Raw genomic sequence first — 26,098 nt, forward strand, 5'->3', positions numbered from 1 at the left:
GCGGCATTGCCGAGCCGATGACAGATCAGAAAGACCCAAGCGTGCATCCGTTCCGATACATCGTCCTCGCGGCGATCCCCATCGCGATTGCCGGGCTGGAGCAATCCATCATGGCGACATCGGCCACGACCATCGCCCGGCTGGCCGGGGCCGAGACGGGTCTGGTCTGGCTGCTGGTCGCCTTCTTCATCCCCGCCTCGGTGGCGACCATCGTCTTCGGCCGGTTGGGCGACGCTTTCGGGCCGATGCGGATGCTGGTCTTCGCGCTGCTGCTCTTCGCCGCGGGGAGCCTTCTGGCAGCGCAATCGCAGGGCTACGCCGTGCTGCTGACTGCCCGCTTCGTGCAGGGTATCGGCGGCGGCGGGCTGATGGCGCTGCCGCAGGCCTTCCTCGCGCAACGGATCCCGCCCCGAGACCGCGCGGCCTATCAGGGTTACCTCGTCGCCGTGGCCTTCCTGTCCAACACCTTCGGGCCGGTGGCGGGCAGCCTGCTGATCGCGGCCTTCGGCTGGCGCGCGATCTTCTACGCGCTGATTCCCATGGCCCTGCTGGCGGCAGCGCTTCTCTGGCGCGCGCGCAACCAGACGCCGCCGCCGCGGCCGGTTCTGGACCTGCGGTTCGACTGGATCGGGACGGGCCTCTTGGTCCTTACCGTGTCCTGCCTGATCTTCGCCTCGCAGACGCTGGCGGAACCCGACCGCCTGATCCCCGCCCTGATGTGGATCGGGGGCTTCGGCCTGACCCTGTCGGCGATGATCGGCTGGATGTACCGGGCCGAGGACGCGCTGGTGCCTGTCTCGATGATCCGCATCCCGATGGTCTGGAAGGGCGGGCTCATCGTCTTCCTCTATGGCGCGCTCTTCACCGGGGTCATCAGCCTGTTCCCGATCCTGTTCCGTGATCACTACGGCCTTGATCTGCAACACATCGGGGTGGTGATGATGCCCTTTCTTGGCGCGGTCGGCGTCGGCTCGATCCTGACGGGGCTTCTGGTCCGCGCCACGGGGCGCACGATGGGTTTTCCCGCCGCGGGTCTGGCTGTCTTTGCCGTGGCTCTGGCGGCCTTGGCCCTGCTGCTGGACCGGCTTAGCGCCTGGGAAACCGCGTTGACCCTGGGCGTCGCCGGTCTGAGCATGGGAACGACGCTGAACGTGGTGACGATCTGCGTCCAGAGCAGCACCGCGCCAGAGATGCTCGGCCGGGTGACGGCCTTCATCCAGCTCAGCCGGACGGTCGGCGCCAGCCTGGGCGTCGGCCTGGGCACGCTGATCTATTTTCGCTCGCTGAACGGGTTGACCCTGGCCTGCGCCGCGCCCTGTCCGGGCGCGGTGGGAGCGGCGTTTTCGGTCCTGCTGGCGTTCTTCGCCGTGCTGTCGCTGACCGCCGCGCTGATTGCCTACCGGACGCGCGGCGTCAGCCTGCCCGCGTCCTGACCTTCCGGCCCGGGGGTCAGACCGCGGGCAGTGGCTCCAGCGGATCGGGGTCGAAATAGGGCCTGACCTTGGTCAGGTCGATCTCGGCGATCAGCAGGCCATCGGCGTCATGCGGCAGCGGCGACACGGCGTCCTGACCTTCGGGGTCGAAGACATGCGAGGCGCCGCCGCCCCGCGAGATCTTCGCGGCCCGTTCCGGCGTGTCCGAAAACTCCGCCAAAATCTCGGGGCCGATGACCTGCGTCGCGGCGATCACGAACATGCCGCCTTCCGAGGCATAGGCGCTGGTGATCCCCATGTTCACCTTGGCGCTCATCGTCACCACCTTCGGCACCAGCCCCAGCGCCGGCCAGGCGGCGACGTGGATCTCCTCGCGCTTGCCGTAGAGGATGTGGCGCAGCAGGGGGCGCTTGTGTTCGGCGCAGTTGAGCGCGCCGATGGTGCCGACGGCGGTGCGGATGACGTTCAGGTTGGTCTCGGGATCCCCGCGCGAGAAGAACTCGCCCTCGAGGCTCGGCGGCTTCAGCTTGCGGCGGGTCATCGCCGTCCTGCCCTCGGCGTCTATCACCCATTGCGCGATGTAGATCCGCCCCGCCTCATCGCGTTCGGAGAGGCCCAGCACGACCTCGATCCCATGCTCCTTCGCGGCGGCGGCGATCGCCTGATGCTCGGGCCCGCCCAGCTCGGCCGATTGCGCCACATAACGGCGGCGATACTCGGCCTGCCAGGCGTCGTCGCCGAGCCACAGGAAGACCGGGTATCCCGGCAGCCAGAGCTCGGGGAAGGCGATGAGCCGGACGCCCTGCCCCGCCGCTTCCGCGATCAGGCGGATCGTTTTCCCGGTCGTGGCGGCCAGATCGAACCAGACCGGCTCGCTCTGCACGGCGGCAACCTTGACGATGCGTTCACTCAACAGACGGCTCCTTTCCTTTGACGGGCCAAACCCGCCCCATAACCCCATGCTTCGGCGCGCCCGGGAAATGCCGTTTCGGCATAGCACCGGATGACCGCCCCGCGCTGCAGATGACGCCGGTCAGACGGCGACCACGGGCCAGCCCGGCAGCGCCCCGGCCTCGGCCAATTGCCGCTCCATCGCGCGGCCCAGAGCCAGCAGCAGGGCATCGTTGTTCACCTTCGCCCAGAGCTGCGCACCGACCGGCAGGCCAGCCTCCATCCCGGTTCTGAACACCAGCGCGGGAATGCCGGTCACATTGGCCTGCATGTTGAACCCCGCATGGGCCCAGGTCGCAAAGCTGACCTTGGGCCGGGCGGGGGCCACGGGCGCCGCGCCGAGGGCCGGATGCGTGAGCACCACATCCACCGAGCGGAACATCCCTGCCACTCTCGCGCTCAGCCGGTCGCGCAACCGCGCGGCCAGAAGGTAGTCGTCACCCGAGATCAGCGCCCCGATCATCAGTTTCAGCTTGGCATCACGGCCATAACGCTCGGGATGCCGGGCCAGCCGCTCGCGGTGATAATGCCAGCTTTCGCTGGTCGCCATCAGCGTGCCGACCGCGTCGAGGGCATCGAGATCGGGCAGGTCAACCGTGACGGCCCGCGCGCCGGTGGCGACAAGCGCGGCCTCGGCCGCGTCGAGCGCGGCCAGCTGGCCGTCCGACAGCAGGCGGTCATAGCGCCGAAGCCGCAGGTAGCGGACGCCTTCGGGGCAGGTGCCGCTGGCGTCCGCATAGGAGGCGACGGGCCGCGCCAGCCGCGCGGTCTCGCGCGGATCGGGGGCGGCGATGGCGTCGAGCATCAGCGCCAGATCCTCGACGCTGCGCGCCATGGGACCGACCGAATCCATCGTCTCGGACAGCGGCATGGTGCCCGTCCGGCTGACCAGCCCGCGCGAGGGCTTCAGCCCGGCGATGCCGTTGAAGGCCGCGGGCACCCGGATCGAGCCGCCGGTGTCGGTGCCGAGCGCGCCCAGCACTTCCGCCGCCGCGACGGCGGTGCCCGCCCCGGACGACGAGCCGCCCGCGCTATGCGCAAGGTTCCAGGGGTTGCAGGGCTGCGGGGCGAGCGCCGTCTGAGGGTCATGCAGCCCGATGGCGAACTCATTGGTCGCAAGTTTGCCGAGGAGGATGCCGCCGGCCTTGCGCAGCAGCGCCACGGCAACGGCATCGGCTTCCGCCTTTCGGTCGGCATAGAGCCGCGAATGGCCGGTCGACGGCAATCCGGCCACGTCGATCACATCCTTCACCCCCAGCGGGATCCCGGTCAGCGGCGTCGCCTGCCCCGCGGCGCGCGCGGCATCCGCCTCGGCCGCGGCGGTCAGGGCTCCCTCCGCATCGAGCGTGAGGAAGCTGTGCAGGGCGGGCTCGAGGCGGCGGCACAGGGCCAGACGATCCTGCACCAGTTCCACGGCGCTCAGACGCCCCGCGGCGAGGGCGGCCGAAGCCCCGGCGATCGTGTCAAGATCAGACATCCTGGTCGTCCTTCGCGGCGATGGGAGACGGAAGCGTTCCCGCCATCGCCGCGGCCAGCTCGCGCAGGAAGGCGATCTTGCCGTCGATGGCCCGCAGGCCGGGGGTCAGATCGGCCAGATCCGCGTCATCAAGATCGGGGGCCCCGGCGCGCTGCAACAGGGATTTGTAGTCGGGCGGCTGCAGGTCGGACATGGGGCCTCGCTTCTGTGATGTCCTGCCGGGCGCCCGTCGCGTCGCCCGGCAACTCCAGGCTCCTGCTTAGCGCGGCCGGGGACCGCCCGCTTATATCAAGACAGTATAACGCCCCCGCTGCGATCCGAACCTACACAGGTTCCGCACTGAGCAGCCGAAGGCGGCGCGAGCCCCGCCCGCGGCTGATCCATGGGAGGAGAGACCATGACACAGACCGAGCTTCCGGCCGAGCTTCTGCCCCAGCTTCTGGCCATGCGGGATGACGCGGTGGCGCGCGAGGACGCGCAGGCCTATCTCGCCGCCCTCGATGCCATCCGCCTCGCGCGGGTCCCGGGCCAGATCGACCATTGCCTGCCGAACGAGTTCTACGGCCCGAAACTGCGCGCGGCCGGCCTGTCGCGCGGGGCGGATATCCGGAGCATGGACGACTTCCGGCGGCTTCCGGCCCTGATGACCAAGGCCGAGCACCGCGAGTCGCAGCAGGCCAGTCTGGAGAAATACGGCCATTCCTTCGGCCTGCACCTCTGTGCGCCCAAGGAGGCCATCGTGCATGTGGCGGGAACCTCGGGCACCACGGGGATGCCGACCTTCTACCTGTTCTCGCGGCGGGATCTGGACCTGACCTACAAAGTGGTCGGACGGATGCTGAAGAAGGCGGGGGTGCGTCCCGGCGATACGGCGCTGCATCTCTTCGGGCTCAGCATGTGGCTGGGCGGCACGACCTTCATGCAATCGCTTGAGGCCTATGGCGCGCATCCGATCCCGCTTGGCGCCGAGGCGGGCGTCAGCCGGGCGCTGCAATACCTTGCCGCCTGCCGTCCCCGCATCCTGTGCGGCACGCCCTCGTTCCTGAGCTACCTGATCGACCGCGCGCCCGAGGAACTGGGCAGGCCGGCCAGCGAATTCGGGGTGGAGATCGTCTTTTCCGGCGGCGAGCCCGGCCCGGCGATTCCGCCGGTGCGCCGCAAACTGCAGGAGGGGTTCGGCGCGACGCTCTATGACACGATGCTGGGCGGCTGGCACAACGCCGCGCTGGAATGCGGCGGCGACCATCACAACGGGCTGCATTTCCTCGCCGACGAATATTGCTTCCGCTACGATCTGGTCGATCCCGCCACCCGCGCTCCGATTGCGCTGGAGGACGGCGCGACGGGCGAGGCGATCCATTCCGGGCTTTACTACGAGGCCGGGCCCGGGCTGCGCTATGCCACCGGCGACATGATCACCCTGCATGTCGGCCCCTGCCCGCACTGCGGCGAGTTCGGTACCCGCTATTCGGTGCAGGGCCGCGCCGACGACCTGCTGAATGTGCGGGGCATCAAGATCTTCCCCTCGGCGATCAAAGAGGTGGTCGAGGGCCTGCGCCCGCGCACCAACGGGCAGCTGGAGATCGTGCTCGACGCGCCGCCGCCGCGTGTGGTGCCGCCGGTCGCCGTGACGGTCGAGGCGGGCGACGGCGTCTCGCCCGATGCCTTCGACGCGCTGGCCGCCGAGATCGAGGGGCGCCTGAAGGACAGGCTGCGGATCCCGGCGAAGGTGACGATCCTGCCCGCCGGGACGATCCCGCGCTCGTCGCACAAGACCAAGCTCGTGCGGGTGCGCGACGGGGTGACGGGGTGACGGGGATGGAGGGCGTGTCGTCCCGCCTTCAGGATCTCTCCGCCACGCTCGCCGCCGATGTCACGGGCTTGCGGCTGGACGAGGTTCCCGAACGCGCCCGGACCATGGCCCGGCTTGCGCTTCTCGACTGGTATGCGGTGACGATGGCCGGGGCGCAGACCGATCCCGTGCCGCCGCTGACCGAGGACGCCCGGGCCGAGGCGACCGGCCCCCGCGCCCGTCTGATCGGCCAGCGCGGCGCGATGTCGCCCGCGCTGGCCGCGCTGGTCAACGGCACGGCGGGGCATGTGCTGGATTATGACGATGTGCACAATGCGGTGCCGGGGCATGTGACGATCAACATCGCCCCCGCCGTGCTGGCCCTGGGCGAGGATGTCGGGGCTTCGGGCGCCGAGGTTCTGACCGCCTTCATCGCCGGGTTCGAGCTGATATGCAAACTCGGCCGGGGTTTCGAGTCGAGCCTGTTCCATCAGGGCTGGCAGGGCACCACGCTGGGCGCCATCGCCGCGGCGGCGTCCTGTGCCCGCCTGCTGCGCCTCGACCAGCACGGCACGCAGATGGCCATGGCCCTTGCCGTCGCGCAGGCCGGCGGCCTCCATGGCAATTACGGCTCGATGGCGAAATGCCTGAACGTGGGCCTCGCGGCGCAGGCCGGTTTGCGGGCCGCGGTCTGGGCCTCCCGCGGCATCACCGGGCGGGCCGATGTGCTCGAGCGCGGCAAGGGCTTCGTCGAGGTCTATGGCGGCCGGTTCTCGATGGCCGAGGCGCTGGCGCCGCCGGAGGGCGGCTGGCATCTCTACCGCAACCTCTTCAAGGTCCATGCCTCCTGCTTCCTGACCCATGCCGCCCTGCTGGCCTGGGACGAGCTGACCCGACGCCACGCCCTCGGCCGGTCCGACATTGCCGAGATCCGCGTCCGCATCGAGGGCGAGCGCCACCGGCTGGTGCTGACCGATCCGCCCAGGGACGGGTTGGAAGCGAAGTTCAACCTGCCCTTCTGCCTCGCCATGGCCGTGCATGGCGTCGATACCTCGGACCCCGCCCGGTTCGACGCGGCGACCACGGCGCGCGCCGATCTTCAGGCCACCGCCCGGCAGGTGATCGTCGAAAAGGACCCGGCCCTGTGGTTCGAGGCGGCCGAACTGACCCTCACCCTGACCGATGGCCGCCGGATCGCCGCCCATGCCGATGCCGGCAAGCCGGTCGGGGACATGGAGGAGCTGTCTCGCCAGGTCGAGAACAAGGCCCTCGGGCTCATGGCGCTGCCCGAGGCCGAGGGTCAGGCGCTGCTCGCCCGGTTCCGCGGCCTCGAGGATCTGCCGCGCATCGCGCAGCTTCACCCCGACGAAAGCCTCCTGCCCTTGCGGAGCCCGAAACCATGACGCCCTCCTCCCTGACCCTGGCAGAGATGGCCGCGCTGATCCCGGACGGCGCGCGGCTGGCCCTGCCCAGCGAGAATTCCGGCGTGCCGGTCCGCCTGATCCGGGCGCTGATCCGGCGCGGCGCACGGGATCTGCGTCTGGTCGGCGGGCCGACCGGCGGCTTTGCCATCGACCTCCTCGTCGGCGCGGGCTGCGTCGCCTCGGTCGAGGCGGCGGGCGTCAGCCTCGGCGCGCGGGGTCTTGCGCCCCGGTTCTGCGCCGCGGTCGAGGCGGGCGAGATCGAGATGATCGATTCCACCTGCCCCGCCACCCATGCAGGCTTCATCGCCGGCGAGAAGCGGCTGCCCTTCATGGCCGTGCGCGGCGTCTTCGGCTCGGACATGCTGGCGCGGCGGCGCGACTGGACCACGCTCGACAACCCCTTCCCGCCTCACGACCCGGTGGTGGTGGTCCCGGCGATCCTGCCCGACATCACCGCGCTGCACGCGCCCCTCGCCGACGAGGCCGGGAATGTCTGGGTCGGCAACCGGCGCGAGGTGAAGACCATGGCGCGCGCCTCGGCGCTGGTCCTCGCGACGGTGGAGAGGATCCATCCCGGCAACCTGATCAATGACAGCGCCATGGCCCCCGGCCTTCTGACCCGGCCCTATGTCGACCGGATTACCCTGGCCGAGCGCGGCGCGGCGCCGACCGCCTTGCCGCCCGACTATGGGCCGGATGGCGCGATGCTCGATGCCTATGCCGGCGCGGCCAGAACACGCGAGGGATTCGACGCCTGGCTGTCGGATTTCCTGAACGAGCCGGGGGTTGCGTGATGACCGAATTCACCAAGGAAGAATTCCTGATCGCCACCATGGCCGGGCTGTTCGGCACCGGGCGCTTCATGGTCTCGGGCGTCAATTCGCCGATTCCGGCGGCGGCGGGCCTGCTGCATGAACGGCAAAGCCCGGGCTTCTTCGTGTCGATCCATGGCGATCCGGACCGGACGCCCTTCGTGGACGGCGGCGCCGAACCCTTCGACATGGCGGCGCAGGGACGGCTCGACACCTTCGTCTTCGGCGGGGTCCAGGTGGACGGACAGGCCAATATCAACCTCGTCTCGATCGGCGACCCGGGGCGGCCCAAGAAGCGGTTCACCGGGTCCTTCGGCGCCGCGGGCCTCTATTACCTCATCCCCAACATCGTGCTGTTCTTCCCCGCGCACAGCCGCCGGACGCTGGTGGACGCGGTCGATTTCCGCTCGGCCTCGCCCCTCGCACCGGCGGGGGCCTTCCGGCAGGGCGGGCCGAAATGGCTGCTGACGGACCGTTGCCTGTTCCGGTTCGACGAGGGGCAGATGGCGTTCGAGCTGGCCTCGGTGCATCCCGGCCAGACCGTCCGCGACATCCGGGAGGCGACCGGATTTGCCTACCGGGAACCCCGGGACGTCCCGACGACCCCGGTGCCCGATGACGCGACCCTCGCCATGATCCGCGGCGAGGTGCGCGATCAGCTGGCCGTGGCCTATGGGCGCTTCGCCCGATCCTGTATCAAGGATCCCTGATTCTGCCGATGGGGGCGCCGGGGGAAGTGGTGTTCACTCGGTGAGATCGCGCTGTCGGCGTCGGAAGGGATCTGAGCATGGGCATTGACCGCAACCAGCTTCAATATTTCATCGACGTCGCGGCCTTCCGCAGCATCAACAAGGCCTCCGAACATCGCAACATCGCCCAGCCCGCCCTGAGCCGACGCATGAGCCAGCTGGAATACGACCTCGGTTGCGAGCTGTTCGTCCGCTCCTCGCAGGGGGTCGATCTGACCCCGGCCGGCAAGGTCCTGCTGATGCGCGCCGCGGCCATCATCCGGCAGTTCGACGATCTGCACGATCTGACGGCCCAGAGCGACATGGCCCAGCGGCAGCTGCGGATCGGGATGCCGCCGGGGGTCAGCCTGATGTTGCTCGATCAGGTGGTGCGCAGTGTCTACCGCGACATCGACGAGGTGATCCTGACCATCGAGGAGGAGGATTCCTGCCGCCTTCTCAAGCAATTGTCCGAGGGTCAGCTGGATATCGCCGTCGTCTCGCGCCGCCCTCGACGCGAAGGGCTGGAGGCGGAACCCTATTTCGTCGAGCCGCTGTATTTCGCCACCCGCGAGCCGGAAACGGAGAGGGGCGGCCTGCCCTTCGCTGTGCCCGACGCGGATGAGGCGTTCTTCAGGATCGCCGAAGAGGCCATGACCTCTCTGGGTCGCGCCCCGCATATCGACATGAAACTCGCCTCGATCGCCAGCATCAAGCGTCTGGTCGAAAAGGGGCAGGCCCGCACGCTTGGGCCTTATTCGGCCTTCTCCGGGGAATTGGCGGCCGGGAGCTGGACCTTCGAGAAGGTGGAAAACCCGTTGCTCTATCGCGACCTCGTCTGGCGCAGGCAGGACGCGGGGAGCGAGCTGGTCTCGCTGGCCCGGGGCATCCTGCGCTCGGTCATCGGGCGCTGCGCGGAAGAAGGCCCTCCGGGCGCGGTCGTCGTGCTGTCGGCATAGACCGGCGGGGGCGCAGGCGCGGCTGCCGCCCCCCATCGCCATCTAAGTGATTGAATATCAATCATCGTCACCCGGATCCGCAACCTGGAAAGGCCCTGCCATAGGCCGATGGCATATCGACAATACTGACGATCCCCGGCCGCGGGAAAGCCTGTACGCTCTGACAATCGTTATTGGAGGACCGGACGTGAGCCTTGCCGCCGAACAGCCCATTTCGCTGATCGCCCTACCCTATCATTGCGGCACCCGCGGGCGGGTGCCTGGCAACGCCATGGCCGTCGGCCCCGAAGTGCTGATGCAGGAGGAAAACGCCCCCGCCGCCCTGCGTAGCGTCTTCCGCGATGTCGAATGCACGATGATCGAGAACGCCGAATCCGCCAGTGCCGAAGAGAACGGCGGCGATTTCCGGCGGATCCCGGCGGGCGACCAGATGGGCCGGGTTCTGGTGCAGAACATCCGGCTTGCCCGCGAAGTGCGCCAGGCCATCGCCCGCGGGCGCGTGCCGATCGTGACGGCGGGCACCTGTTCGTCCTCGTTCGGGATGATCGGCGGGATCGGCGATGTCGAGGGCCCGATCGGGATGATCTGGTTCGATGCCCATGGCGACGCGCAGACCCCCGACACCTCGGCCAACGGCTTCATCGAGGGGATGCTGACCACGACCATCGCCGGCAAATGCTGGCCGCTCTACCGCCGGCAGGTCCCCGGGTTCCGCGAGATCCCCGAGCAGCGCATCATCTCGGTCGGCATGCACGAGGTCTATGCCGCGGGCGGCCGCAAGGACGCGAGCCCGCCCATGGGCACGGTGATCGACCCGCCGGTGATCGCCCGGCTGGGGTTCGAGACGGCGCTGGCCTCGGCGCTGGACATGCTGCGCGCGCATTGCGCCAAGGTCTATGTGCATGTGGATACCGACGTGCTGGACCCTTCGGAACTGCGCGCCAACCGCCACTGCGCCGAGGGCGGGCTGACCGCCGAGCAGGTGAGCGCCGGGCTTTCCCTGATCGCCGACCGCTTCCAGATCCTCGCCTGCAGCTTCAGCTCCTTCGACCCCGATGTCGACCCGCGGGGGCCGGGCGTGATCGCCCCGCTGATGCTGGCCGCGGCACAGGCGGCCGCTCGCAGCCGCCCCTGACACGGCCCTCAAGAACCGAACTCAGCCAACAGGAAGATCATGACCATGGATAGCACAAAGACCGGACCCAACCGTCGTCAGATCCTTGCCGGGATCAGCGCAACCGCGCTGGGGGCCGCCCTCATGTCGGGGGCGACCCTGGCCTTCGCCCAGAGCACCGGCACGCTGCGGGTGGCCTGCAACGGCAGCGCCAGCGACTCGCTCGATCCCCACCGGACGCAGGGGCAGGTCACCGATATCGTCCGCTTCTCGAACCTGTTCGACGGGCTGTGCGAATATGCGCCGGACGGAACTGTCCAGAACGTGCTGGCGGAAAGCTTCACGCCGAATGCGGATGCCACCGAATGGACGGTTCGGCTGGTCCCGGGCGTGACCACGCATGCCGGCCGGCCCTACGAGGCCGAGGATCTGATCGCCAGCGTGCGGCGGATCCTGGACCCCGAGCATCCGACCCGCGGCGCCTCGCTGATCGCCTTCGTCGATGCCGAGGGGCTCGAGGCGGTCGATGCCCAGACCGTCCTCTTCCGGCTGAAGCGCGCCTATGGCCCGTTCCGCGATGTCTGGGCCAACCGTTACCTGCGGATGGTGCCGCGCGACTTCGACCCCAGCGCGCCCGACGGGACCGGCCCCTTCAAGGTCGTGTCCTTCACCCCCGGTCGGGAATCGGTCTTTGACCGGTTCGACGGCTATTTCCGCGAGCCCGCGCTGGTCGAGCGCGTGGTCATCTCGAACATCGCCGATGCCACGGCGGCGATCAACGCGCTGCGCAGCGGCCAGATCGACATGACCTATCTGGTGCCGATCAGCGAAGCGGCGATCATCGAGGCCGACCCGTCGATGCAGCTGGTCAACAACCCGAGCATGCTGTCGATCCCGATCTACATGCGCACCGATGTCGCGCCTTTCGACGATCCCCGGGTCCGCGAGGCGATCCGCTTGATCGCCAACCGCGAGCAGATGGTCGAGATCGCGCTGTCGGGCTACGGCGTGGTCGGCAACGACATGCAGGGCCGCAACGTCACCCCCTGCGGCGATACGCCGGTGCCGCAGCGCACCCAGGATATCGAGCGCGCCCGCGCCCTGCTGGCCGAGGCCGGGCAATCCGATCTCGATGTCGAGATCGCCACCACGGCCGGCACGCCCGGCATGGTCGAATGCGCGCAGATCCTGGCCGAACAGGCCCGCGCCGCCGGTATCTCGATCCGTGCCAATGTCATGGACGAAGCCACCTATCTGGCCAATTACGGCAACTGGAGCTTCGGGGTCGACTTCCTGTCGGACACCTATCTGCCGGTCGTCGCGCGCAGCCTGGTGCCGGGCGGGACCTTCAACAACACCCATTGGAATGATGCCGAGTTCAACGCGCTCTTCGAGCGGGCGACCGCCTCCTCGGACGAGGCCGAGCGGTGCGAGATCATCCACCAGATGCGCACCATCGAGCACGAGCGTGGCGGCAATATCGTCTGGGGCTTCGCCAACACGCTCCACGCCGTCGGCGCCAATGTGCAGGGCGTCGTCCCCTATGTGGTGAACTCGGCGTTCAACAACCTCCGGGTCGTCTCCAAGTCATGACGGGAACCGCCGACCCCGCCCGGCGGGTGCCTTCGGGCACCCGCAAGAACCTTGGGATCATCGGGACGAGGCTGGCGATCAGCCTCGTCCTTCTGATCGTCATGTCGATGCTGGTCTTCGCCGCCACGCAGGCGCTGCCGGGGGACATCGCCCTGATGGTCCTGGGCCGTGACGCGACACCGGCGCAGGTCGACCGGCTGCGCAGCCTGCTGAACCTCGATGCGCCGGTCTGGCAGCAATACCTGCTCTGGGCGGGAAACCTGCTGCAGGGCGATTTCGGCACCTCGTTCATCTCGCAGCAGCCGGTCGGCGATATCGTCGCCGCCCGCATCTCGAACACGCTGGTCGTGGTGATCCTGTCCTTCGCGCTGTCGATCCCGATCTCCCTGCTGCTGGGGGTCTTCACCGCCGTCCATGCCGACGGTCTGGGCGACCGGATCGTGCTGCTGGTCAGCATCGCACTGAACGCGCTGCCGGAATTCGTGCTGGCGCTGCTGCTGGTCCTGCTGCTCAGCGTCAAGGTCTTCCATATCTTCCCGCCCGTCGCCCTTCTCAGCCCCGAGCAATCGGTCTGGGCGCAGCTGCCGCGCGTGGCGCTGCCGGTCCTGACGCTGGCCCTGCTGCAGATGTCCTATTTCTACCGGCTGGTCCGCGCGACGATGATCGACGTGTTGAACAGCGACTATGTGGAATTCGCCCGGCTCAAGGGCATGCCGCAGCGCGTCATCCTGTGGCGCCATGCCATTCCCAACGCCCTGGTGCCCGCGGTGCAGGCCGCCGGAACCATCTTTGCCATCTCGTTCGGAGGGGTCGTGGTCATCGAATACGTCTTTGCCTTCCCTGGGCTCGGCACCGCGCTGGCCGAGGCCGTCGGTTCGCGCGACATTCAGGTCGTGCAGGCCATCACCCTGACCATCGCGGTGATCTTCTTCGCCACCAACATCGTGACCGACCTCATCACCCTTATGCTGACGCCGCCCGGCCGCGGAGGTCAGGCATGAGCGAGAGCACCCCTCCCTCCCGCGCCGGATACATCGCCCGGATTGCCGCGAACCGCTCGGCCCAGGTCGGCATGGCGCTGATCCTGCTGGTGACGGCGATCGCATTCCTCGGACCCTATGTCGCCCCCTACACGCCCTCGGAATTCATCGGCCGCCCCTACAACATGGCGGCAGAGGGCGCGCTTCTGGGCACCGACAACCTGGGCCGGGACGTCTGGTCCCGGGTTCTGCATGGCGGTCACGATCTGGTCTGGATGGCCGCCGCAGCCACCCTTCTGGGCCTGACGCTGGGCACCGCCATCGGCCTTGCCGCGGCCTATTACAAGGGGCTGACCGACCTGCTGCTGATGCGCCTGATCGAGTTGAAGCTGGCCTTCCCCAGCATCGTCTTCGCACTGTTGTTCGTGACCATGTTCGGCCCCGGCAAATTGCTGCTGACCGTGGTCGTCGGCATCTCTCAGGCGCCCAGCGTGGCGCGGGTGATGCGGGGCGTCGCCCTGTCGGTGGTGCGGCAGGATTACGTGCAATGGGCGCGCTCGGTGGGGATGCCCTCGTGGCGGATCCTGCTGTCCGAGGTGCTGCCCAACACCACCTCGCCGCTGCTGGTGGAATTCGGCCTGCGGATGATGTGGTCGATCTCGTTGCTGGCGGGGCTCAGCTTCCTCGGCTACGGCATCCAGCCCCCGGCCGCCGACTGGGGCCTCATGGTGAACGAGAACCGGAACGCGCTGGCGATCCAGCCTTACGCGGTGCTGACGCCGATCCTGCTGATCGCGCTGTTCTCCATCGGCTGCAACATCTTCGCCGAAGGTGTCACGCGCGCCATCGGCCGCACGGGGAACTGACCGATGACTGCCAGCGACACCCAGCCGATCGTCCTGAAGGACCTCAGGGTCGAGACCCTCGGCGGCACGCCCATCGTTCGCGACATCGGCTTTTCCATCGCCCCGGGCAAGGTGCTGGGTCTGGTCGGCGAAAGCGGCTCAGGCAAGAGCACCATCGGCAAGGCGCTGCTGGGCTATGCCGCGCCGGGGTTGCGGATCGCGGGCGGCCGTTTCCTGGTCGGCGGCACCGATATCCTTGGCCTGTCCGAGGCGGGGCGGCGGGGCGCGCGCGGGCGGCTGGTGGCCTATGTGCCGCAGGACGCGTCCAGTGCGCTCAACCCGGCGGTGCCGATCCGGCGCCAGATGATCGAGCGGCTGCGGATCGGCGCCGACCGCATGTCCGACGCCCAGGCCGAGACCCGCATCCGCGAGACGCTCGACAGCGTTGGCCTGCCCACCGGCAAGGCCTTTCTCGACCGCTATCCGGGCGAGCTGTCCGGCGGCCAGCTTCAGCGCGTCGGCCTGACCGTGGCCATTGTCACCCATCCCCGCCTTCTGGTTCTGGACGAGCCGACAACGGCGCTCGATGCCTCGAACCGGGCCAGCGTGCTGGAGCTTGTGTCGCGGCTCAACGCCGAGCTGAACATGAGCAGCCTCTATATCTCGCACGATCTGGGCGTGATCTCGGCGGTCGCCGACGAGGTGATGGTGCTCTATGCCGGGCAAACCGTCGAAGCCGCGCCCAGTGCGCCCTTCTTCGACGCCCCCGCGCATCCCTATTCGCAGGCACTGCTGACGGCGATGCCGACGACCCGGATGCGCAAGGAATTGCGCGGGATTCGCGGTCGCGTGCCGCCCCTGGCCGAACGCGCGGCGATCACGGGCTGCCTTTTCGCTGCCCGCTGCGATCTGGCGACCCCCGAATGCGAGCGCGAGATGCCGCCGCTCACCCCCTTTGCCGCGGGCGTGGTGCGCTGCCTCCATGCCGGACGCGACCGCAAGCCCGCCGCCGCGCGTCCCGAGGCCACGCCGGACACCGCCGGGCCGGCCTTGCTGAGCGTGCGCAACCTGTCGGCGCATTATGGGGCGGAACCGGTGCTGAAGGACATTTCTTTCGACCTCCGCCCCGGTGGCTGCACCGCGCTGGTGGGCGAATCCGGCAGCGGCAAATCCACGCTGTCGCGCTGCCTGATCGGCCTGCACGAAGACATGCAGGGCGAGGTTCTGCTCGATGGGGTGCCGGTTCCGCGGCGGATCCGGGCGCGGCCGACCTGGATGCACCGCGACATGCAGTACATCTTTCAAGATCCCTATGGCTCGCTGCATCCCCGGCGCAGCATCGGTGCGTCCCTTGCCGCCGCGCTGCGCCTCACTGCGGGGCCGGACGCCCGCCCCGCGCGCGAGGCGGTGCCCGAGGTGCTGGCCCGCGTCGCCCTGCCCCCCGCCATGGCCGACCGCTTTCCGTCCGAACTGTCGGGCGGCGAGCGTCAGCGGGTCGCCATTGCCCGCGCGCTGATCGGCAATCCCCGCCTGTTGATCTGCGACGAGGTGACCTCGGCCCTGGACGTCTCGGTGCAGGCCTCGATCCTCGACCTGCTGCAATCCCTGATGCGCGAAGATCTGGCGATCCTGTTCGTCACGCATGACCTGGGCGTGGTGCGCAGCATCTCGGACCGGGTGATCGTCCTGAACCAGGGGCTGATCGTCGAAGAGGGCGCGACCGCCCGGGTGATCGGCGCCCCCAGCCATCCCTATACCCAAAGCCTGCTGAGCAAGGTGCTCGAGGTCGCCTGACCCCCTGCCCCGCCGCCTGCCCCCGAACCGAAAGGTCATGCCGTGACTGACAGACGTATCCTCGGCGCGTCGCATCCCCTCACCCTGGCGGAATACCGCAGCCAGATGGCGCAAGGGGGGCTGGCCGCGGCGCTGGCCCGGCTGGGCGAGCGGGCAGAAGCCCCCGGGCATGGTGCCGTGATCGCCGCCGATTTCGCGGCGACCGAGCACCGGACGGGCCCGCTGTCGGGCATTCCCATCGGGGTGAAGGATAATATCGACGTGGCGGGTTTTGCCACGACCGGCGGCTCACCGGCGCTGCGGGACAACCGCCCGCCGGGCGATTCCGCAGCGGTGGCACGACTGCGCGCCGCCGGGGCGATCCTGCCCTGCAAGCTGAACATGCACGAGCTGGCCTTTGGCGTCACCTCGTGGAACTCCGCCTTCGGCGCCGTGACGAACCCCGCCGATCCCCTCCGCACTGCAGGGGGATCCTCGGGCGGGTCTGCCGCGGCGGTGGCGCGCGGGATCGTGCCGGTGGCGCTTGGCACCGATACCGGCGGATCGGTCCGCATCCCGGCCAGTTTCTGCGGGGTGGCGGGGTTTCGTCCCAGTCAGGGGCGCTATCCGGCAGACGGCATGCTGGGCCTGTCGCCGACCCGCGACACGATTGGCATCATCGCCGCCAGCGTCGCTGATATCGCCGAGGTCGATGCGGTGCTGGCCAGCGATCCGTCGCGGCCCGCATCGCTGCCGGACCGCGCGCTCAGGCTGGGCCTGGCCGAGGACGCGCTGCCCGGCCATTCCGTCCCGGTCGAGACGGCCTTTCGCCGCGCTCTGGACCGGCTCGCCGCACGCGGGCTGATCGAGGTGGTGGCCCTGCCGCCCCTGACCTACGACCGGCTGGAGCCCGAGATGGGCCTGCCCCTCGTCTTCGGCGAGGCGCTGCCGATGTGGGAGGCCTTCTGCCGCGAGACCCTGGGCTGCACGCTGGCCGATTTCGCCGCCCGGCTGGGCGATCCGCATGTCCGGCAGACCTTTGCCGACATGCCCCGGCTGGCGCAGGACTCCCGCCCGCGGCTCGAGGCGATTGTGGCGCAGGAGCGCGCCGCGCTGATCGCCTCGGTCGCGGCGGTCTTTGCCGGGTTCCGGCTCGACCTGATGGTCGCGCCGACCGCGACGGTGCAGCCGCCGCTCTGGACCGAGGCCGAGACGCTGCTCATCGACGGCCAGCCGCATCCGACCTTCTTCACGGTGGTCCGCAACACCAGCCTCGCCACGCTCACCGGGGCGCCGTCGCTGACCCTTCCGGCCGGGCGGGACGAAGACGGTTTGCCGGTCGGCATGATGCTTGAGGCACTTCCGGGGGCGGACGGTGAACTTTTGGGCTGGGCTGCGGCGCTGGAGGACCATCTTCGTTGATTCTTGGACCTTCGCCGGGAAATGACGTAGGCTGGCGGCCGGAACCGATCACGCGACCTCCGCCATGCATTGCACCCTGACCGCATCTGAACTGGATCTGCTGACCTCCACGGTCGCCTTGCTCAGTCGAGGCGAGACTTCCTGCTCGCCGCGCGAGGCGACGGCCAAGGCGATCTTCACCCTGACCGGCGCCGAGCGCATGGCCTCGTATCGGCTGGACCCGGCGACGGGGCGGTATCATGAGCCCCTGCTGATCAATCTGCAGACGACCCATGCTGCCGATTACATGAAGACCCTGCAGGACAACGATCCGATCACGCCCCGGATGCGACGCTACAGCAAGGCCATGCGGATCGCCGATGTCCTGCCGCTCAAGGATTTCGAGAAGACCGATTTCTACAACGATTTCCTCCGGCCCGAGGACATGTACCACGGCGTCAATGTCTTCCTGCGCAGCGGCAGGCGGGAATTGTGCGACTTCCGCATCTTTCGCGGGCGCTCCAGCTCACCCTTCGCCGAGCGGGACCTGATGTTGATCGACACGCTGGCGGTCTATCTGACGCAGGCGCTGGACCGGCCGGTCGGGTCGGAACTGGACCTTCTGACGGCCCGCGAGCGCGAGATCGCCGAGCTGGTGGCGCGTGGCTGCACCGATGGCGATATCGCCCGGGTGCTGGGGATCAGCTTTTCCACCGTGCGGACCCATGTGAACCGCTGCTTCGAAAAGCTCAGCTGCGCCAATCGCAGTGAGTTGGCCGCCTTCGTCACCCAGCGCCGCCGGCACTGAGGGCGCCTTACGCGCCCTCGGCCTGCGCTTCCGCCTGATCCAGTTCGCGACGCAGCCGGGCTTCCTCGGCCGCCTTGGGGGTGCTGAACCCGGCGATCAGCAGATAGACCACCGGCAGCAGATAGAGCGTGACCAGCGTCGCCAGCCCCAGCCCGCCGACGATGACCCAGCCCAGGGCCTCTCGCGCTTCGGCGCCCGCGCCCTGCGACAGGATCAGCGGCACGCCGCCCAGCACGGTCGAGACCATGGTCATCATCACCGGCCGCAACCGGATCACCGAACCCTCCATGATCGCGTCCCGCACGCTGCGGCCCTGATCGCGCAACTGGTTGGCGAATTCGACGATCAGGATGCCGTTCTTGGCCATGATCCCGACCAGCAGAACCAACCCGATCTGGGAATAGACGTTCAAACTGCCGCCGGTCAGCAACAGCGCCAGCAGGGCGCAGGCCAGACCGAGCGGCACGGTGGACATGACGATGAAGGCCGAGATGAAACTCTCGAACTGCGCGGACAGGACCAGGAACACGATCAGGATGGCGAAGCCGAAGGTCAGGAAGATCCCGGCGTTGGTCTCGCCCAGCGTCGCGGCCTCGGCCAGAGGCACGATGCGGCTGCCCGCGGGCAGAACCTCGGCCGCCAGCGCCTGAACCTGGAACAACGCACTGCCCAACGACAGATCGTCGGTCAGGCTGGCGCTGATCGGGATCGAACGCATCTGCGATTCGCGGCCCAGTTCCGGCGCCACGGCGCGTTCTTCCAGCGTCACGAAAGTTGAGATCGGCACCATCTGCCCCGAGGCCGTGCGCATGAAGACCCGCTCCAGATCCGAGGGGTCGTTCACCGGATCGGCGGTGGACATGAGCTGGATGTCATGGCTGCGATCGCCGATGAAGACCGTGCCGACGGTGCGCCCGTCCAGCACCGCCTGCAACGCCTCGCCCAGACCGGCAATCGAGATGCCCAGATCCGAGGCGCGCGCGCGGTCCACCTCGATGAAAAGCTGCGGCTGCGTGGTGTCGTAGTCGATCCGCACCTGCCCGAAGGCGGGGTTACGCTCCATCGCGGCGACAAGCTCGCTGGCCTGCGTGGCCAGCGCGTCATAGCTGGGGCCGACGATGGCGAAGGAAAGCCCCTGCCCTGCCCCGCGAATCCGCAGGCTGTTGGGCTGCATGGCGAAGGCGCGAACGCCGATCACCTGCCGCAGCAAGCCGTTGATTTCGCCGACTATCTCCTGCTGGCTACGAGTCCGCTGGTCCCAAGGCGCCAGCGTCATCACCATGAAGCCGGAATTCGTCGATCCGCCCGCCCCGGCGATGGAAAAGAGGTTCGTCACCTCGCCCGAGTCCATCAGCGGCTGCAACAGATCCTCGACCTCGCGCATCGCCGCCGCGGTATGGTCCAGCGACACGCCCTGCGGCGCCGAGATGCGCAGAAGGGCCACGGCGCGATCCTCGGGCGGGGTCAGCTCCTGGTGGATCAGCCCCGCCGACAGGAAGGCCCCCCCGGCGAAGAGCGCGCTCGCCACCAGCACCACCATCGGCGCGGCCAGCGCCGCTTTCAGCGTCACCCGGTAGAACCCGGCCAGCGCATCGCCCAGCCGCTGCATCGGGCCGCGTTTCGCGGGCGCCTTGTGGTCGCGCAGCAGGCGGCTGGCCAGCACCGGGCAGAGCGTCAGCGCCACGACCGAGGACAGCATCACCGCCATCGCAAGCGTGAAGCCGAACTCGCGGAACAGGCCCCCCGCCTGCCCGGGCAGGAACGACAGCGGCACGAAGACCGCGGCCAGCGTCGCCGTGGTGGTGACGACGGCAAAGAACACCTGCTGCGTTCCCAGCACGGCGGCGGCGCGGGCGCCCATCCCTTCGGAGCGGCGGCGGACGATGTTTTCCAGCACGACGATGGCGTCATCCACCACCATCCCGGTGGCCAGAACCAGCGCCAGCAGGGTCAGGATGTTGATGGAGAAACCGACAATCCAGATCGCCGCCAGTGTCCCGACCAGCGCCACCGGCATGGCAATGGCCGGAATGAAGGTCGCCCGCAGGTCCAGCAGGAAGACATAGATCACGGCGATGACGATCAGCGTGGCCAGCGCCAGGGTCGAGATCACCTCATCCAGCGCGCCCTGGATGAAGGTCGCGTCATCCGAGGTGATGGTCAGCGAGACATCGGGCGGCAGCAGGGGGCGGATCTCCTCGACCGCGCGGGTCACGGCGGCCGAAATGCTGAGCGTGTTCGACTGCGCGGCGCGGATGATGCCCAGGCCGATCCCGGCCTCGCCATTGGCGCGCAGCACGGATTCGCCCAGGCCCGGCCCCATGCTGACCTGCGCCACATCGCCCAGCGTCACCCCATCCGCAAGCACCAGCGCCTCGAATTGTGCGGGCGTGGTGATGGCCGCGGTGGTGCGCACCACCAGCGACTGGCTTTCCGAGGCGAGCGAGCCCGCCGGCGCGTCATAGGACACGGTCGAGACGGCATCGCGGATATTGGCCAGCGACAGGCCCCGCGCCGCCAGTTGCCGCATGTCAATGTCGATGCGGAACACTTCTTGCCGGTTGCCATAGACCTGCAGATCGGCAACCCCGTCGGCCGACAGAAGCCGGTCCTGCACGAGATCCTCGATGATCCGGGTCAGATCCTGGGGGCTGCGGGTGGCCGAGGTCAGCGACAGCCGCATCACCGCATCGGCATTGGCGTCGGCTTTGACGATGCGCGGCGCGTCGGCGTCGTCGGGCAGGCTGTTGGTGATCCGGGCGATGGCATCGCGCATGTCGGTCGCCGCCACATCGAGGTCCGTCGAGGTGGAGAATTCCACCGTCACCCGGCTGCGACCGAAGCGGGAGCTCGATGAAATCGCGCTGACCCCGGACACCCGCCCCGCCGCGCCTTCGATGAGCGCGGTGATCTCGCGGTCGATGGTTTCAGGGGCGGCGCCGCTGTAATTGGTGGTGATGGTGATGACCGGGCGGTCGACGTCCGGCAGTTCCCGCACTTCGCCGCCCAATCCCCCCGCGATCCCCGCCAGCAGGATCAGCGCGTTCAGCACGAAGGCCAGGATCGGCCGCCGGATCAGCGTGGCGGTGCCCGACAGATGCGCGCTACGTTCGATGCGGGTGGCCATGGCTCAGCCCTCGCCCTGCAGGGTCACGGGGGCACCGGGGCGCACGGATTGCACCCCCTCGACGATCACCAGATCGCCGGGCTGGAAATCGGCCTCGACCATCACCGCCTGATCGGCGCGTTGCAGGATAGTGATGGGCAGGCGGGTCGCCGTGCCCCCGCGCACCACCCAGACGAAGGCGCCTTCGCGGCTCCATTGCACGGCGAGGGGATCGACCGAGGCGGCCGGGATCCCCGGCAGCGCGATGCGGATGGAAAAGGCCATGCCCGCGCGAAGCCGGTCCTCGGTATTCTCCAGCCGCGCCTGAACTCTGAGCGTGCGGCTCGCGGCATCGACCCGGTTGTCGATGGCGCTGACATGGCCGGTCACCCTGCCCTGCCCTCCCGCGAGGATCTCGGCCTCGACACTGTCGCCCATGCCGACCCGGCCGACCATGCTTTCCGGCAGGCGGAAGTCGACCAGCAGGGCACTGCGGTCGTCGATCTGGGCGATCTCGGTCTGGGTGCCGACCTGGGTGCCGGGCTCCACGTTCAGAATGCCCAGCCAGCCGTCGATGGGCGCCAGCAGCGTGCGTTGGGTGAGATCGAACTCGGCCTGACGCAGCCCCAGCTCGGCCTGACGCACGGCCAGCTCCGCCTCGCGGATCTGCACATCGGTCGCCGCCCCCGAGCCGCGCAATTGCTGCACCCGGTCGCGGCGGGTGCGGGCGTCGTCCAGCACCAGCCGGGCGCGTTCCAGACCGATCTCCTCGGCTTCGCTGTCCAGTCGCAGGATGACCGCGCCCGCCTCGATCCGCTGGCCGGATTGCACCAGAACCTCAGCCACGTGTCCGGGCGTCTGGGGATAGAGCGTCACCGACCGCAACGCCCGCCCGTCACCGATGGCGGCGACGGTATCGGCGACGCGCCCCTCGCCCGGCGGTTCCGCGCGAACCATGGCGCCGCCCCCTGCCCCGCGCGGCCGGCCCGCATCCTGCGCCGCCGGTTCAGCCGCCTCGGCCGGGATACCCACCTGGTCCATGACCGGACCCAAACCCCAGGACCGCAGCATTCCGGCTGTCCCCGGCACCCAGAGCGCGGCCGCCCACAGGGCACCGCAAAGCAGCACGAGGCTCAGAAAGAGCTGTTTCCAGAATGCCATGAGCCGGATCCGCCGTCATCGAGATAGGAAATAGGTGATATCAGGTACGATGACATGAATGCACGTCGCAACAAGGTCAATTCGACTGTCCTGTCGAAGGGTTGACCGGGTGGCGGCGTCTCAGGCCGTTTCGCAGGCGATCTCGACGCTGGTGATCGCCGGATCGACACGCCGGGCCGCCGCCAGCAGGCGCCCGGCCAGATGGGTCCGCACATAGCTCGCCTGATAGCGGCCCCGGGCCACGAGCCTCAGCACGCCGGGCGGGGCCGGTTCCTCGCCCAGGCCCTGCAGCCAGGCGCGGGCGGTGTCGCCATCGCTTTCGGCGATCAGCTGCAGGACGCGCGGCCAGAGGATTCCTTCGGTCGCGGGCAACGGGAATCGCACGATCTTCGGATCGGGCGCCGGGGCCGGTTCGGCCGGGGTGAGGCGCGCGGCGAAATCGGCGCCGACCGTTGCCCAGACCGGGCGCGTATCCTCCATCAGCTTGTCGATCCCCAGCCCGTATTCGGCCACCCTGCCCCGCGCTGCCTGCCGCTTCAGCCGCAGCCAGCCGCGTGCCCGGTATTCAGCCATGGCGCGTTTGACGGTGCGTTCGTCCACGGCCCAGAGTTTCGCCAATTCGCTCTGCGCCACGGCGAGCGTATCGCTGGCCCAGTTGTAGCGGGCAGTGATGGCGACCATGAGGCGCAGCACCAGCCGCTGTTCGCCCGGTGTCGCGGCAAGGCCCATGGTCCCCAGCGCCGTCAGCAAATCGTATTTGCGCGCTGCCGCCCCGTTGCCCAATGGTCTGACGGTACTCATGCCTGTCCCTTCGCTGTTCCCGGTTCGGGGATGCTGCTCTGCTCTCATTGGGTCTTGATGCCCATTTTCCGGGATATGGCACAGAGTTGTTGGCCTTGTTGCCAACCACCCCAACGCTATTCCCGGTATGCCAGGAATTTACGTTGGGAGCTTCGATGGTGTCAACGATTCTGTGACCCGGGGAATTCAGACCCCAAAACCAGATTTGAAAAATCCGGTTTATAGGTATTGGGGGACACCCTGACTGTCCCCTCAATGCCGGCTGACTGTCCCCTCAAATCCCGGAAAGAGCGCGGGATTGTCCCCCAATCCGTTTTCAGGCGGCGCCGAGTGCCGACCAGCGATCCCTCTTTCTGCGGTCCCTCGCCCGAATCACGATGGGGCGGAAACGCCTGCGAAGACAGGAGGAAGAGCCTGTTTCGTGTCCCCGCGGGGACAGAATAGCGGGAAACGTTGTTCAGGGGAACTTCTGGATTTGCGTTTTCCGATATTCCGCGTAAATTCCCGGCATCGAGCAAACAGCGTTGAGCGACCATGTACACACACGAAGACCTGGCGCGCCTGCAGGCGCAATCCTTGAAAATGCAGGGCTGGATTCGCCAGCAAACCTTCTCGCCGGAGAATGAGAAGACCCTGCGCCGCTTTTCCAGCTGGGAGTTGGGCGAGCTGATCCTCAAAGTGAATCAATCGACGCTGCGGGGCAAACTCGCGGCCGATCCCTCCCTGCCGCAGGGTCTGGTCGAGGAGGACGGGCGCCAGCGCTGGTTCACGCTCGACGAGATCAACGAGATCCGCCGCCGGCTGCGCATCAACCGCCAGTCGCTGCTTCCGGCGCGTCCCGCCGGCAAGCGGGCGCTGCGCGCGGCCATTGCCAACTTCAAGGGCGGCGCCGGCAAGTCGACCGTGGCGCTGCACTTCGCCCATGCCGCGGCGCTGGATGGCTACCGCGTGCTGACGGTCGATTTCGACCCGCAGGCGACGCTCAGCCACTCGATGGGGCTGTCCGACGTGGCCGAGGAATTCACCGTCTGGGGCATCATGGCCCGCGACCTCACGCGTGAGACGGAGCGGATGAATTCCTCGACCCGTGGCGCGCAGAGCGGCACCGCCCTGCCCCAGCGCAAGCTGCCGGCCTCGATCACCGAGATGGGGCTGGCCGACCTCAGGCTTGCCGATTTCATCAAGCCGACCAGCTGGCCGACCATCGACATCGTGCCCAGCTGTGCCAATGCCGCTTTCGTGGAATTCGCCAGTGCCCAGTACCGGCACCTGAACCCGGAATGGTCCTTCTTCGCTGCGGTGTCGCGGTTCCTGGACCAGTTGCCCGCCGACAGCTACGACCTGATCATCTTCGACTGCCCGCCCGCCATCGGCTACCAGTCGATGAACGCGGTCTTCGCGGCGGACCTGCTCTATATCCCCTCGGGCCCCGGCTATTGGGAATACGATTCCACCACCTCGTTCATCGGTCAGCTGTCCGAGGCACTGGAGGATCTGAGCCGCTTTTCCGGGATTGTCCCCGCGGGGACATTCACGCTGCCGAAGACCTTCCTCGATGTCCGGTTCCTGCTGACCCGGTTCGAGCCGAACAACGATCTGCACCGGGCGATGCAGGAGGCTTTCGGCAAGGTCTTTGGCGACCGCATGGCCGAGCATCCGATAGAGCTGACGCGCGCGGTCGAGCAATCGGGGCGCTTCCTGTCCTCGATCTATGAGATCGACTACCGGCAGATGACGCGTGAAACCTGGCGGCGGGCGCGGCTTTCCTTCGACCGCGCCTATGAGGAATTCCGCACCCATGCGCTTGCCGCCTGGGACCAGATGGGGGGTGAGGCATGAGCAAGCGGCGTATCTTCGATATCGGCTTCCCGGGCGACACGCCGCCCGTGACCGAACCCGCTGTCCCCGCGGGGACAGAGACCCCCAGCCGTCGCGGCCCGATGGCCTCGGCCATCTCCGAGAACGCCGAGGCGCTGCGCGAGCGCGCTGAACTGGAGGCGCGGATCCGGCAGGAGAACGATTCGCTCGCCCATGAATTCGTTCGGCTGCGGCAGCTGGGGCTGGTCGTCGATCTGATCCCGCTGGACCGCATCCGCGCCGACGAGATCACCCGCGACCGGTCCGGTGAGCGCGATGAGGAACTGGACGAGTTGAAGGAATCGATCCGCGAGATCGGTCTCTCGAACCCGATCCGCGTCGTGCAGCGCGGCGAGGGGTACGAACTGGTCCAGGGCTTCCGGCGGCTCACGGCCTATCGGGAGCTGCTGGCGGAAACCGGCGACGCGGCCTATGCCACCATCCCCGCGGGGCTGGTGCCGCCCGGTGAGGGGATCGAGCTGCTCTATCGCCGGATGGTCGACGAGAACCTGGTGCGGCGGGATATCTCCTTTGCCGAAATGGCGGAACTGGCGCGGGCCTATGTTCGCGATCCTGAGTGCCCGGCGGGGTCGCTGGACGAGGCGATCAAGACGCTCTTTGCTTCGGCCAACCGGCAGAAGCGGATCTACATCCGCAACTTTGCCATGTTGCTCGATGCGATTGGCGAGGAGCTGGCGCATGCCCCGGCAATGCCGCGGGCGCTGGGATTGTCGCTGTGGAAGCGGGTCGAAAAGGAGCCGGGCTTCGTCAACCGGCTGGCCCGGCGCCTGCGCGCCGAGCCCGAGCGGGACGCCGAGCGTGAACTGGCCTTGCTGCGCGTCCTGGCCGACACGCCCGAGGCTGCGCCTGTGACCGGGGCCGAGGGCAAGCCACGCAAGCCCGGTGCCAAGACCACGCTGCGCGTCGCGCATGGGGCGCAGATCGCGCAATGCACGGCATCGGACGGGCGGGTCGAACTGCGGCTGCCGCGCGACTTCTCGGCCATCGACCGGCTGCGGTTGGAAAAGGCCGTCGCCGCTTTTTTCGCGGCGCTCGATCAGTGAGTGTCCCCGCGGGGACAGA

Annotated in this window: 21 protein-coding genes; 15 read left to right on the forward strand and 6 right to left on the reverse strand. The window is 68.4% G+C overall.

Going from position 1 to position 26,098, the window contains the following annotated elements; genetic code table 11:
- Positions 1–41 precede the first annotated feature (41 nt).
- Positions 42–1,433 carry an MFS transporter gene (locus tag VDQ18_RS01150; RefSeq protein WP_323019201.1) on the forward strand — a complete coding sequence of 464 codons (1,392 nt, stop codon included), beginning with the start codon at positions 42–44 and terminating at the stop codon, positions 1,431–1,433.
- 16 nt (positions 1,434–1,449) lie between these two features.
- On the opposite strand, the gene VDQ18_RS01155 is transcribed toward VDQ18_RS01150, so the two are convergent.
- The 3 genes from VDQ18_RS01155 to VDQ18_RS01165 form a co-directional block, all read right to left on the reverse strand.
- On the reverse strand, positions 1,450–2,346 hold the full coding sequence (locus VDQ18_RS01155; RefSeq protein ID WP_323019202.1) for a carbon-nitrogen hydrolase family protein: 897 nt from the start codon (positions 2,344–2,346) through the stop codon (positions 1,450–1,452).
- A 120-nt stretch (positions 2,347–2,466) separates the two neighbouring features.
- Positions 2,467–3,861 (reverse strand): amidase, encoded by a 1,395-nt coding sequence (locus VDQ18_RS01160; RefSeq protein ID WP_323019203.1) that lies wholly within the window; start codon positions 3,859–3,861, stop codon positions 2,467–2,469.
- The gene (locus VDQ18_RS01165) at positions 3,854–4,054 is read right to left on the reverse strand and encodes a hypothetical protein (RefSeq protein WP_323019204.1); all 201 of its coding nucleotides are present in this window, start codon (positions 4,052–4,054) and stop codon (positions 3,854–3,856) included. Before VDQ18_RS01165 ends, VDQ18_RS01160 begins: the two co-directional genes overlap by 8 nt.
- A 204-nt stretch (positions 4,055–4,258) precedes the next feature.
- On the opposite strand from VDQ18_RS01165, the gene VDQ18_RS01170 reads away from it, so the two are divergent.
- The 12 genes from VDQ18_RS01170 (at position 4,259) to VDQ18_RS01225 (ending at position 18,090) form a co-directional block, all read left to right on the forward strand.
- Positions 4,259–5,674 carry a hypothetical protein gene (locus VDQ18_RS01170; protein WP_323019205.1) on the forward strand — a complete coding sequence of 472 codons (1,416 nt, stop codon included), beginning with the start codon at positions 4,259–4,261 and terminating at the stop codon, positions 5,672–5,674.
- 14 nt (positions 5,675–5,688) lie between these two features.
- Complete coding sequence (locus VDQ18_RS01175) at positions 5,689–7,056, forward strand: MmgE/PrpD family protein (RefSeq protein ID WP_323019206.1); 1,368 nt, start codon at positions 5,689–5,691, stop codon at positions 7,054–7,056.
- On the forward strand, positions 7,053–7,871 hold the full coding sequence (locus tag VDQ18_RS01180; protein ID WP_323019207.1) for a CoA transferase subunit A: 819 nt from the start codon (positions 7,053–7,055) through the stop codon (positions 7,869–7,871). The genes VDQ18_RS01175 and VDQ18_RS01180 overlap by 4 nt, the downstream gene beginning before the upstream one ends.
- Entirely contained in the window at positions 7,871–8,599 is a 729-nt protein-coding gene (locus VDQ18_RS01185) for a CoA-transferase (RefSeq protein ID WP_323019208.1), read from the forward strand. The genes VDQ18_RS01180 and VDQ18_RS01185 overlap by 1 nt, the downstream gene beginning before the upstream one ends.
- Positions 8,600–8,676: 77 nt before the next feature.
- Positions 8,677–9,576 carry a LysR family transcriptional regulator gene (locus tag VDQ18_RS01190; RefSeq protein ID WP_323019209.1) on the forward strand — a complete coding sequence of 300 codons (900 nt, stop codon included), beginning with the start codon at positions 8,677–8,679 and terminating at the stop codon, positions 9,574–9,576.
- Between the two features lie 187 nt (positions 9,577–9,763).
- A complete protein-coding gene (locus tag VDQ18_RS01195; protein ID WP_323019210.1) occupies positions 9,764–10,711 on the forward strand; it encodes an arginase family protein in 948 nt (315 codons plus the stop codon).
- A 45-nt stretch (positions 10,712–10,756) separates the two neighbouring features.
- Complete coding sequence (locus VDQ18_RS01200; RefSeq protein WP_323019211.1) at positions 10,757–12,283, forward strand: ABC transporter substrate-binding protein; 1,527 nt, start codon at positions 10,757–10,759, stop codon at positions 12,281–12,283.
- Positions 12,280–13,284, forward strand: a complete 1,005-nt coding sequence (locus VDQ18_RS01205; protein WP_323019212.1) for an ABC transporter permease — start codon at positions 12,280–12,282, stop codon at positions 13,282–13,284. Before VDQ18_RS01200 ends, VDQ18_RS01205 begins: the two co-directional genes overlap by 4 nt.
- Positions 13,281–14,129 (forward strand): ABC transporter permease, encoded by an 849-nt coding sequence (locus tag VDQ18_RS01210; RefSeq protein WP_323019213.1) that lies wholly within the window; start codon positions 13,281–13,283, stop codon positions 14,127–14,129. Before VDQ18_RS01205 ends, VDQ18_RS01210 begins: the two co-directional genes overlap by 4 nt.
- Before the next feature lie 3 nt (positions 14,130–14,132).
- Positions 14,133–15,902: an ABC transporter ATP-binding protein gene (locus VDQ18_RS01215; protein WP_323019214.1), complete on the forward strand. Its 1,770-nt coding sequence runs from the start codon at positions 14,133–14,135 to the stop codon at positions 15,900–15,902.
- Positions 15,903–15,944: 42 nt separating this feature from the next.
- Complete coding sequence (locus VDQ18_RS01220) at positions 15,945–17,303, forward strand: amidase family protein (RefSeq protein WP_323019215.1); 1,359 nt, start codon at positions 15,945–15,947, stop codon at positions 17,301–17,303.
- Positions 17,304–17,367: 64 nt separating this feature from the next.
- Positions 17,368–18,090 (forward strand): response regulator transcription factor, encoded by a 723-nt coding sequence (locus tag VDQ18_RS01225; RefSeq protein WP_323019216.1) that lies wholly within the window; start codon positions 17,368–17,370, stop codon positions 18,088–18,090.
- 7 nt (positions 18,091–18,097) lie between these two features.
- Here the strand turns inward: VDQ18_RS01225 and VDQ18_RS01230 are convergent, their stop codons facing one another.
- The 3 genes from VDQ18_RS01230 to VDQ18_RS01240 all read right to left on the reverse strand — a co-directional run bounded on the left by VDQ18_RS01230 (position 18,098) and on the right by VDQ18_RS01240 (position 23,158).
- On the reverse strand, positions 18,098–21,217 hold the full coding sequence (locus tag VDQ18_RS01230; protein WP_323019217.1) for an efflux RND transporter permease subunit: 3,120 nt from the start codon (positions 21,215–21,217) through the stop codon (positions 18,098–18,100).
- 3 nt (positions 21,218–21,220) lie between these two features.
- Entirely contained in the window at positions 21,221–22,357 is a 1,137-nt protein-coding gene (locus tag VDQ18_RS01235; protein ID WP_323019218.1) for an efflux RND transporter periplasmic adaptor subunit, read from the reverse strand.
- A 120-nt stretch (positions 22,358–22,477) separates the two neighbouring features.
- Entirely contained in the window at positions 22,478–23,158 is a 681-nt protein-coding gene (locus VDQ18_RS01240) for a hypothetical protein (RefSeq protein ID WP_323019219.1), read from the reverse strand.
- Between the two features lie 534 nt (positions 23,159–23,692).
- Here VDQ18_RS01240 and VDQ18_RS01245 point away from each other — a divergent pair.
- Both VDQ18_RS01245 and VDQ18_RS01250 read left to right on the forward strand, forming a co-directional pair.
- Entirely contained in the window at positions 23,693–24,997 is a 1,305-nt protein-coding gene (locus VDQ18_RS01245; RefSeq protein ID WP_323019220.1) for an AAA family ATPase, read from the forward strand.
- Positions 24,994–26,079: a ParB/RepB/Spo0J family partition protein gene (locus tag VDQ18_RS01250; protein WP_323019221.1), complete on the forward strand. Its 1,086-nt coding sequence runs from the start codon at positions 24,994–24,996 to the stop codon at positions 26,077–26,079. The genes VDQ18_RS01245 and VDQ18_RS01250 overlap by 4 nt, the downstream gene beginning before the upstream one ends.
- Positions 26,080–26,098: the final 19 nt, after the last annotated feature.

Origin of the sequence: Pararhodobacter sp., assembly GCF_034676075.1 — a bacterium.
In the GTDB taxonomy this organism is placed as follows: Bacteria; Pseudomonadota; Alphaproteobacteria; order Rhodobacterales; family Rhodobacteraceae; genus Pararhodobacter.

Excerpts from the sequence above, each read along its gene's own strand:
- VDQ18_RS01160 (WP_323019203.1), bottom strand. The coding sequence starts at position 3,861 with ATGTCTGATCTTGACACGATCGCCGGGGCTTCGGCCGCCCTCGCCGCG.
- VDQ18_RS01165 (WP_323019204.1), bottom strand. The coding sequence starts at position 4,054 with ATGTCCGACCTGCAGCCGCCCGACTACAAATCCCTGTTGCAGCGCGCC.
- VDQ18_RS01170 (WP_323019205.1), top strand. The coding sequence starts at position 4,259 with ATGACACAGACCGAGCTTCCGGCCGAGCTTCTGCCCCAGCTTCTGGCC.
- VDQ18_RS01180 (WP_323019207.1), top strand. The coding sequence starts at position 7,053 with ATGACGCCCTCCTCCCTGACCCTGGCAGAGATGGCCGCGCTGATCCCG.
- VDQ18_RS01185 (WP_323019208.1), top strand. The coding sequence starts at position 7,871 with ATGACCGAATTCACCAAGGAAGAATTCCTGATCGCCACCATGGCCGGG.
- VDQ18_RS01190 (WP_323019209.1), top strand. The coding sequence starts at position 8,677 with ATGGGCATTGACCGCAACCAGCTTCAATATTTCATCGACGTCGCGGCC.
- VDQ18_RS01200 (WP_323019211.1), top strand. The coding sequence starts at position 10,757 with ATGGATAGCACAAAGACCGGACCCAACCGTCGTCAGATCCTTGCCGGG.
- VDQ18_RS01205 (WP_323019212.1), top strand. The coding sequence starts at position 12,280 with ATGACGGGAACCGCCGACCCCGCCCGGCGGGTGCCTTCGGGCACCCGC.
- VDQ18_RS01210 (WP_323019213.1), top strand. The coding sequence starts at position 13,281 with ATGAGCGAGAGCACCCCTCCCTCCCGCGCCGGATACATCGCCCGGATT.
- VDQ18_RS01215 (WP_323019214.1), top strand. The coding sequence starts at position 14,133 with ATGACTGCCAGCGACACCCAGCCGATCGTCCTGAAGGACCTCAGGGTC.
- VDQ18_RS01225 (WP_323019216.1), top strand. The coding sequence starts at position 17,368 with ATGCATTGCACCCTGACCGCATCTGAACTGGATCTGCTGACCTCCACG.
- VDQ18_RS01230 (WP_323019217.1), bottom strand. The coding sequence starts at position 21,217 with ATGGCCACCCGCATCGAACGTAGCGCGCATCTGTCGGGCACCGCCACG.
- VDQ18_RS01235 (WP_323019218.1), bottom strand. The coding sequence starts at position 22,357 with ATGGCATTCTGGAAACAGCTCTTTCTGAGCCTCGTGCTGCTTTGCGGT.
- VDQ18_RS01240 (WP_323019219.1), bottom strand. The coding sequence starts at position 23,158 with ATGAGTACCGTCAGACCATTGGGCAACGGGGCGGCAGCGCGCAAATAC.
- VDQ18_RS01245 (WP_323019220.1), top strand. The coding sequence starts at position 23,693 with ATGTACACACACGAAGACCTGGCGCGCCTGCAGGCGCAATCCTTGAAA.
- VDQ18_RS01250 (WP_323019221.1), top strand. The coding sequence starts at position 24,994 with ATGAGCAAGCGGCGTATCTTCGATATCGGCTTCCCGGGCGACACGCCG.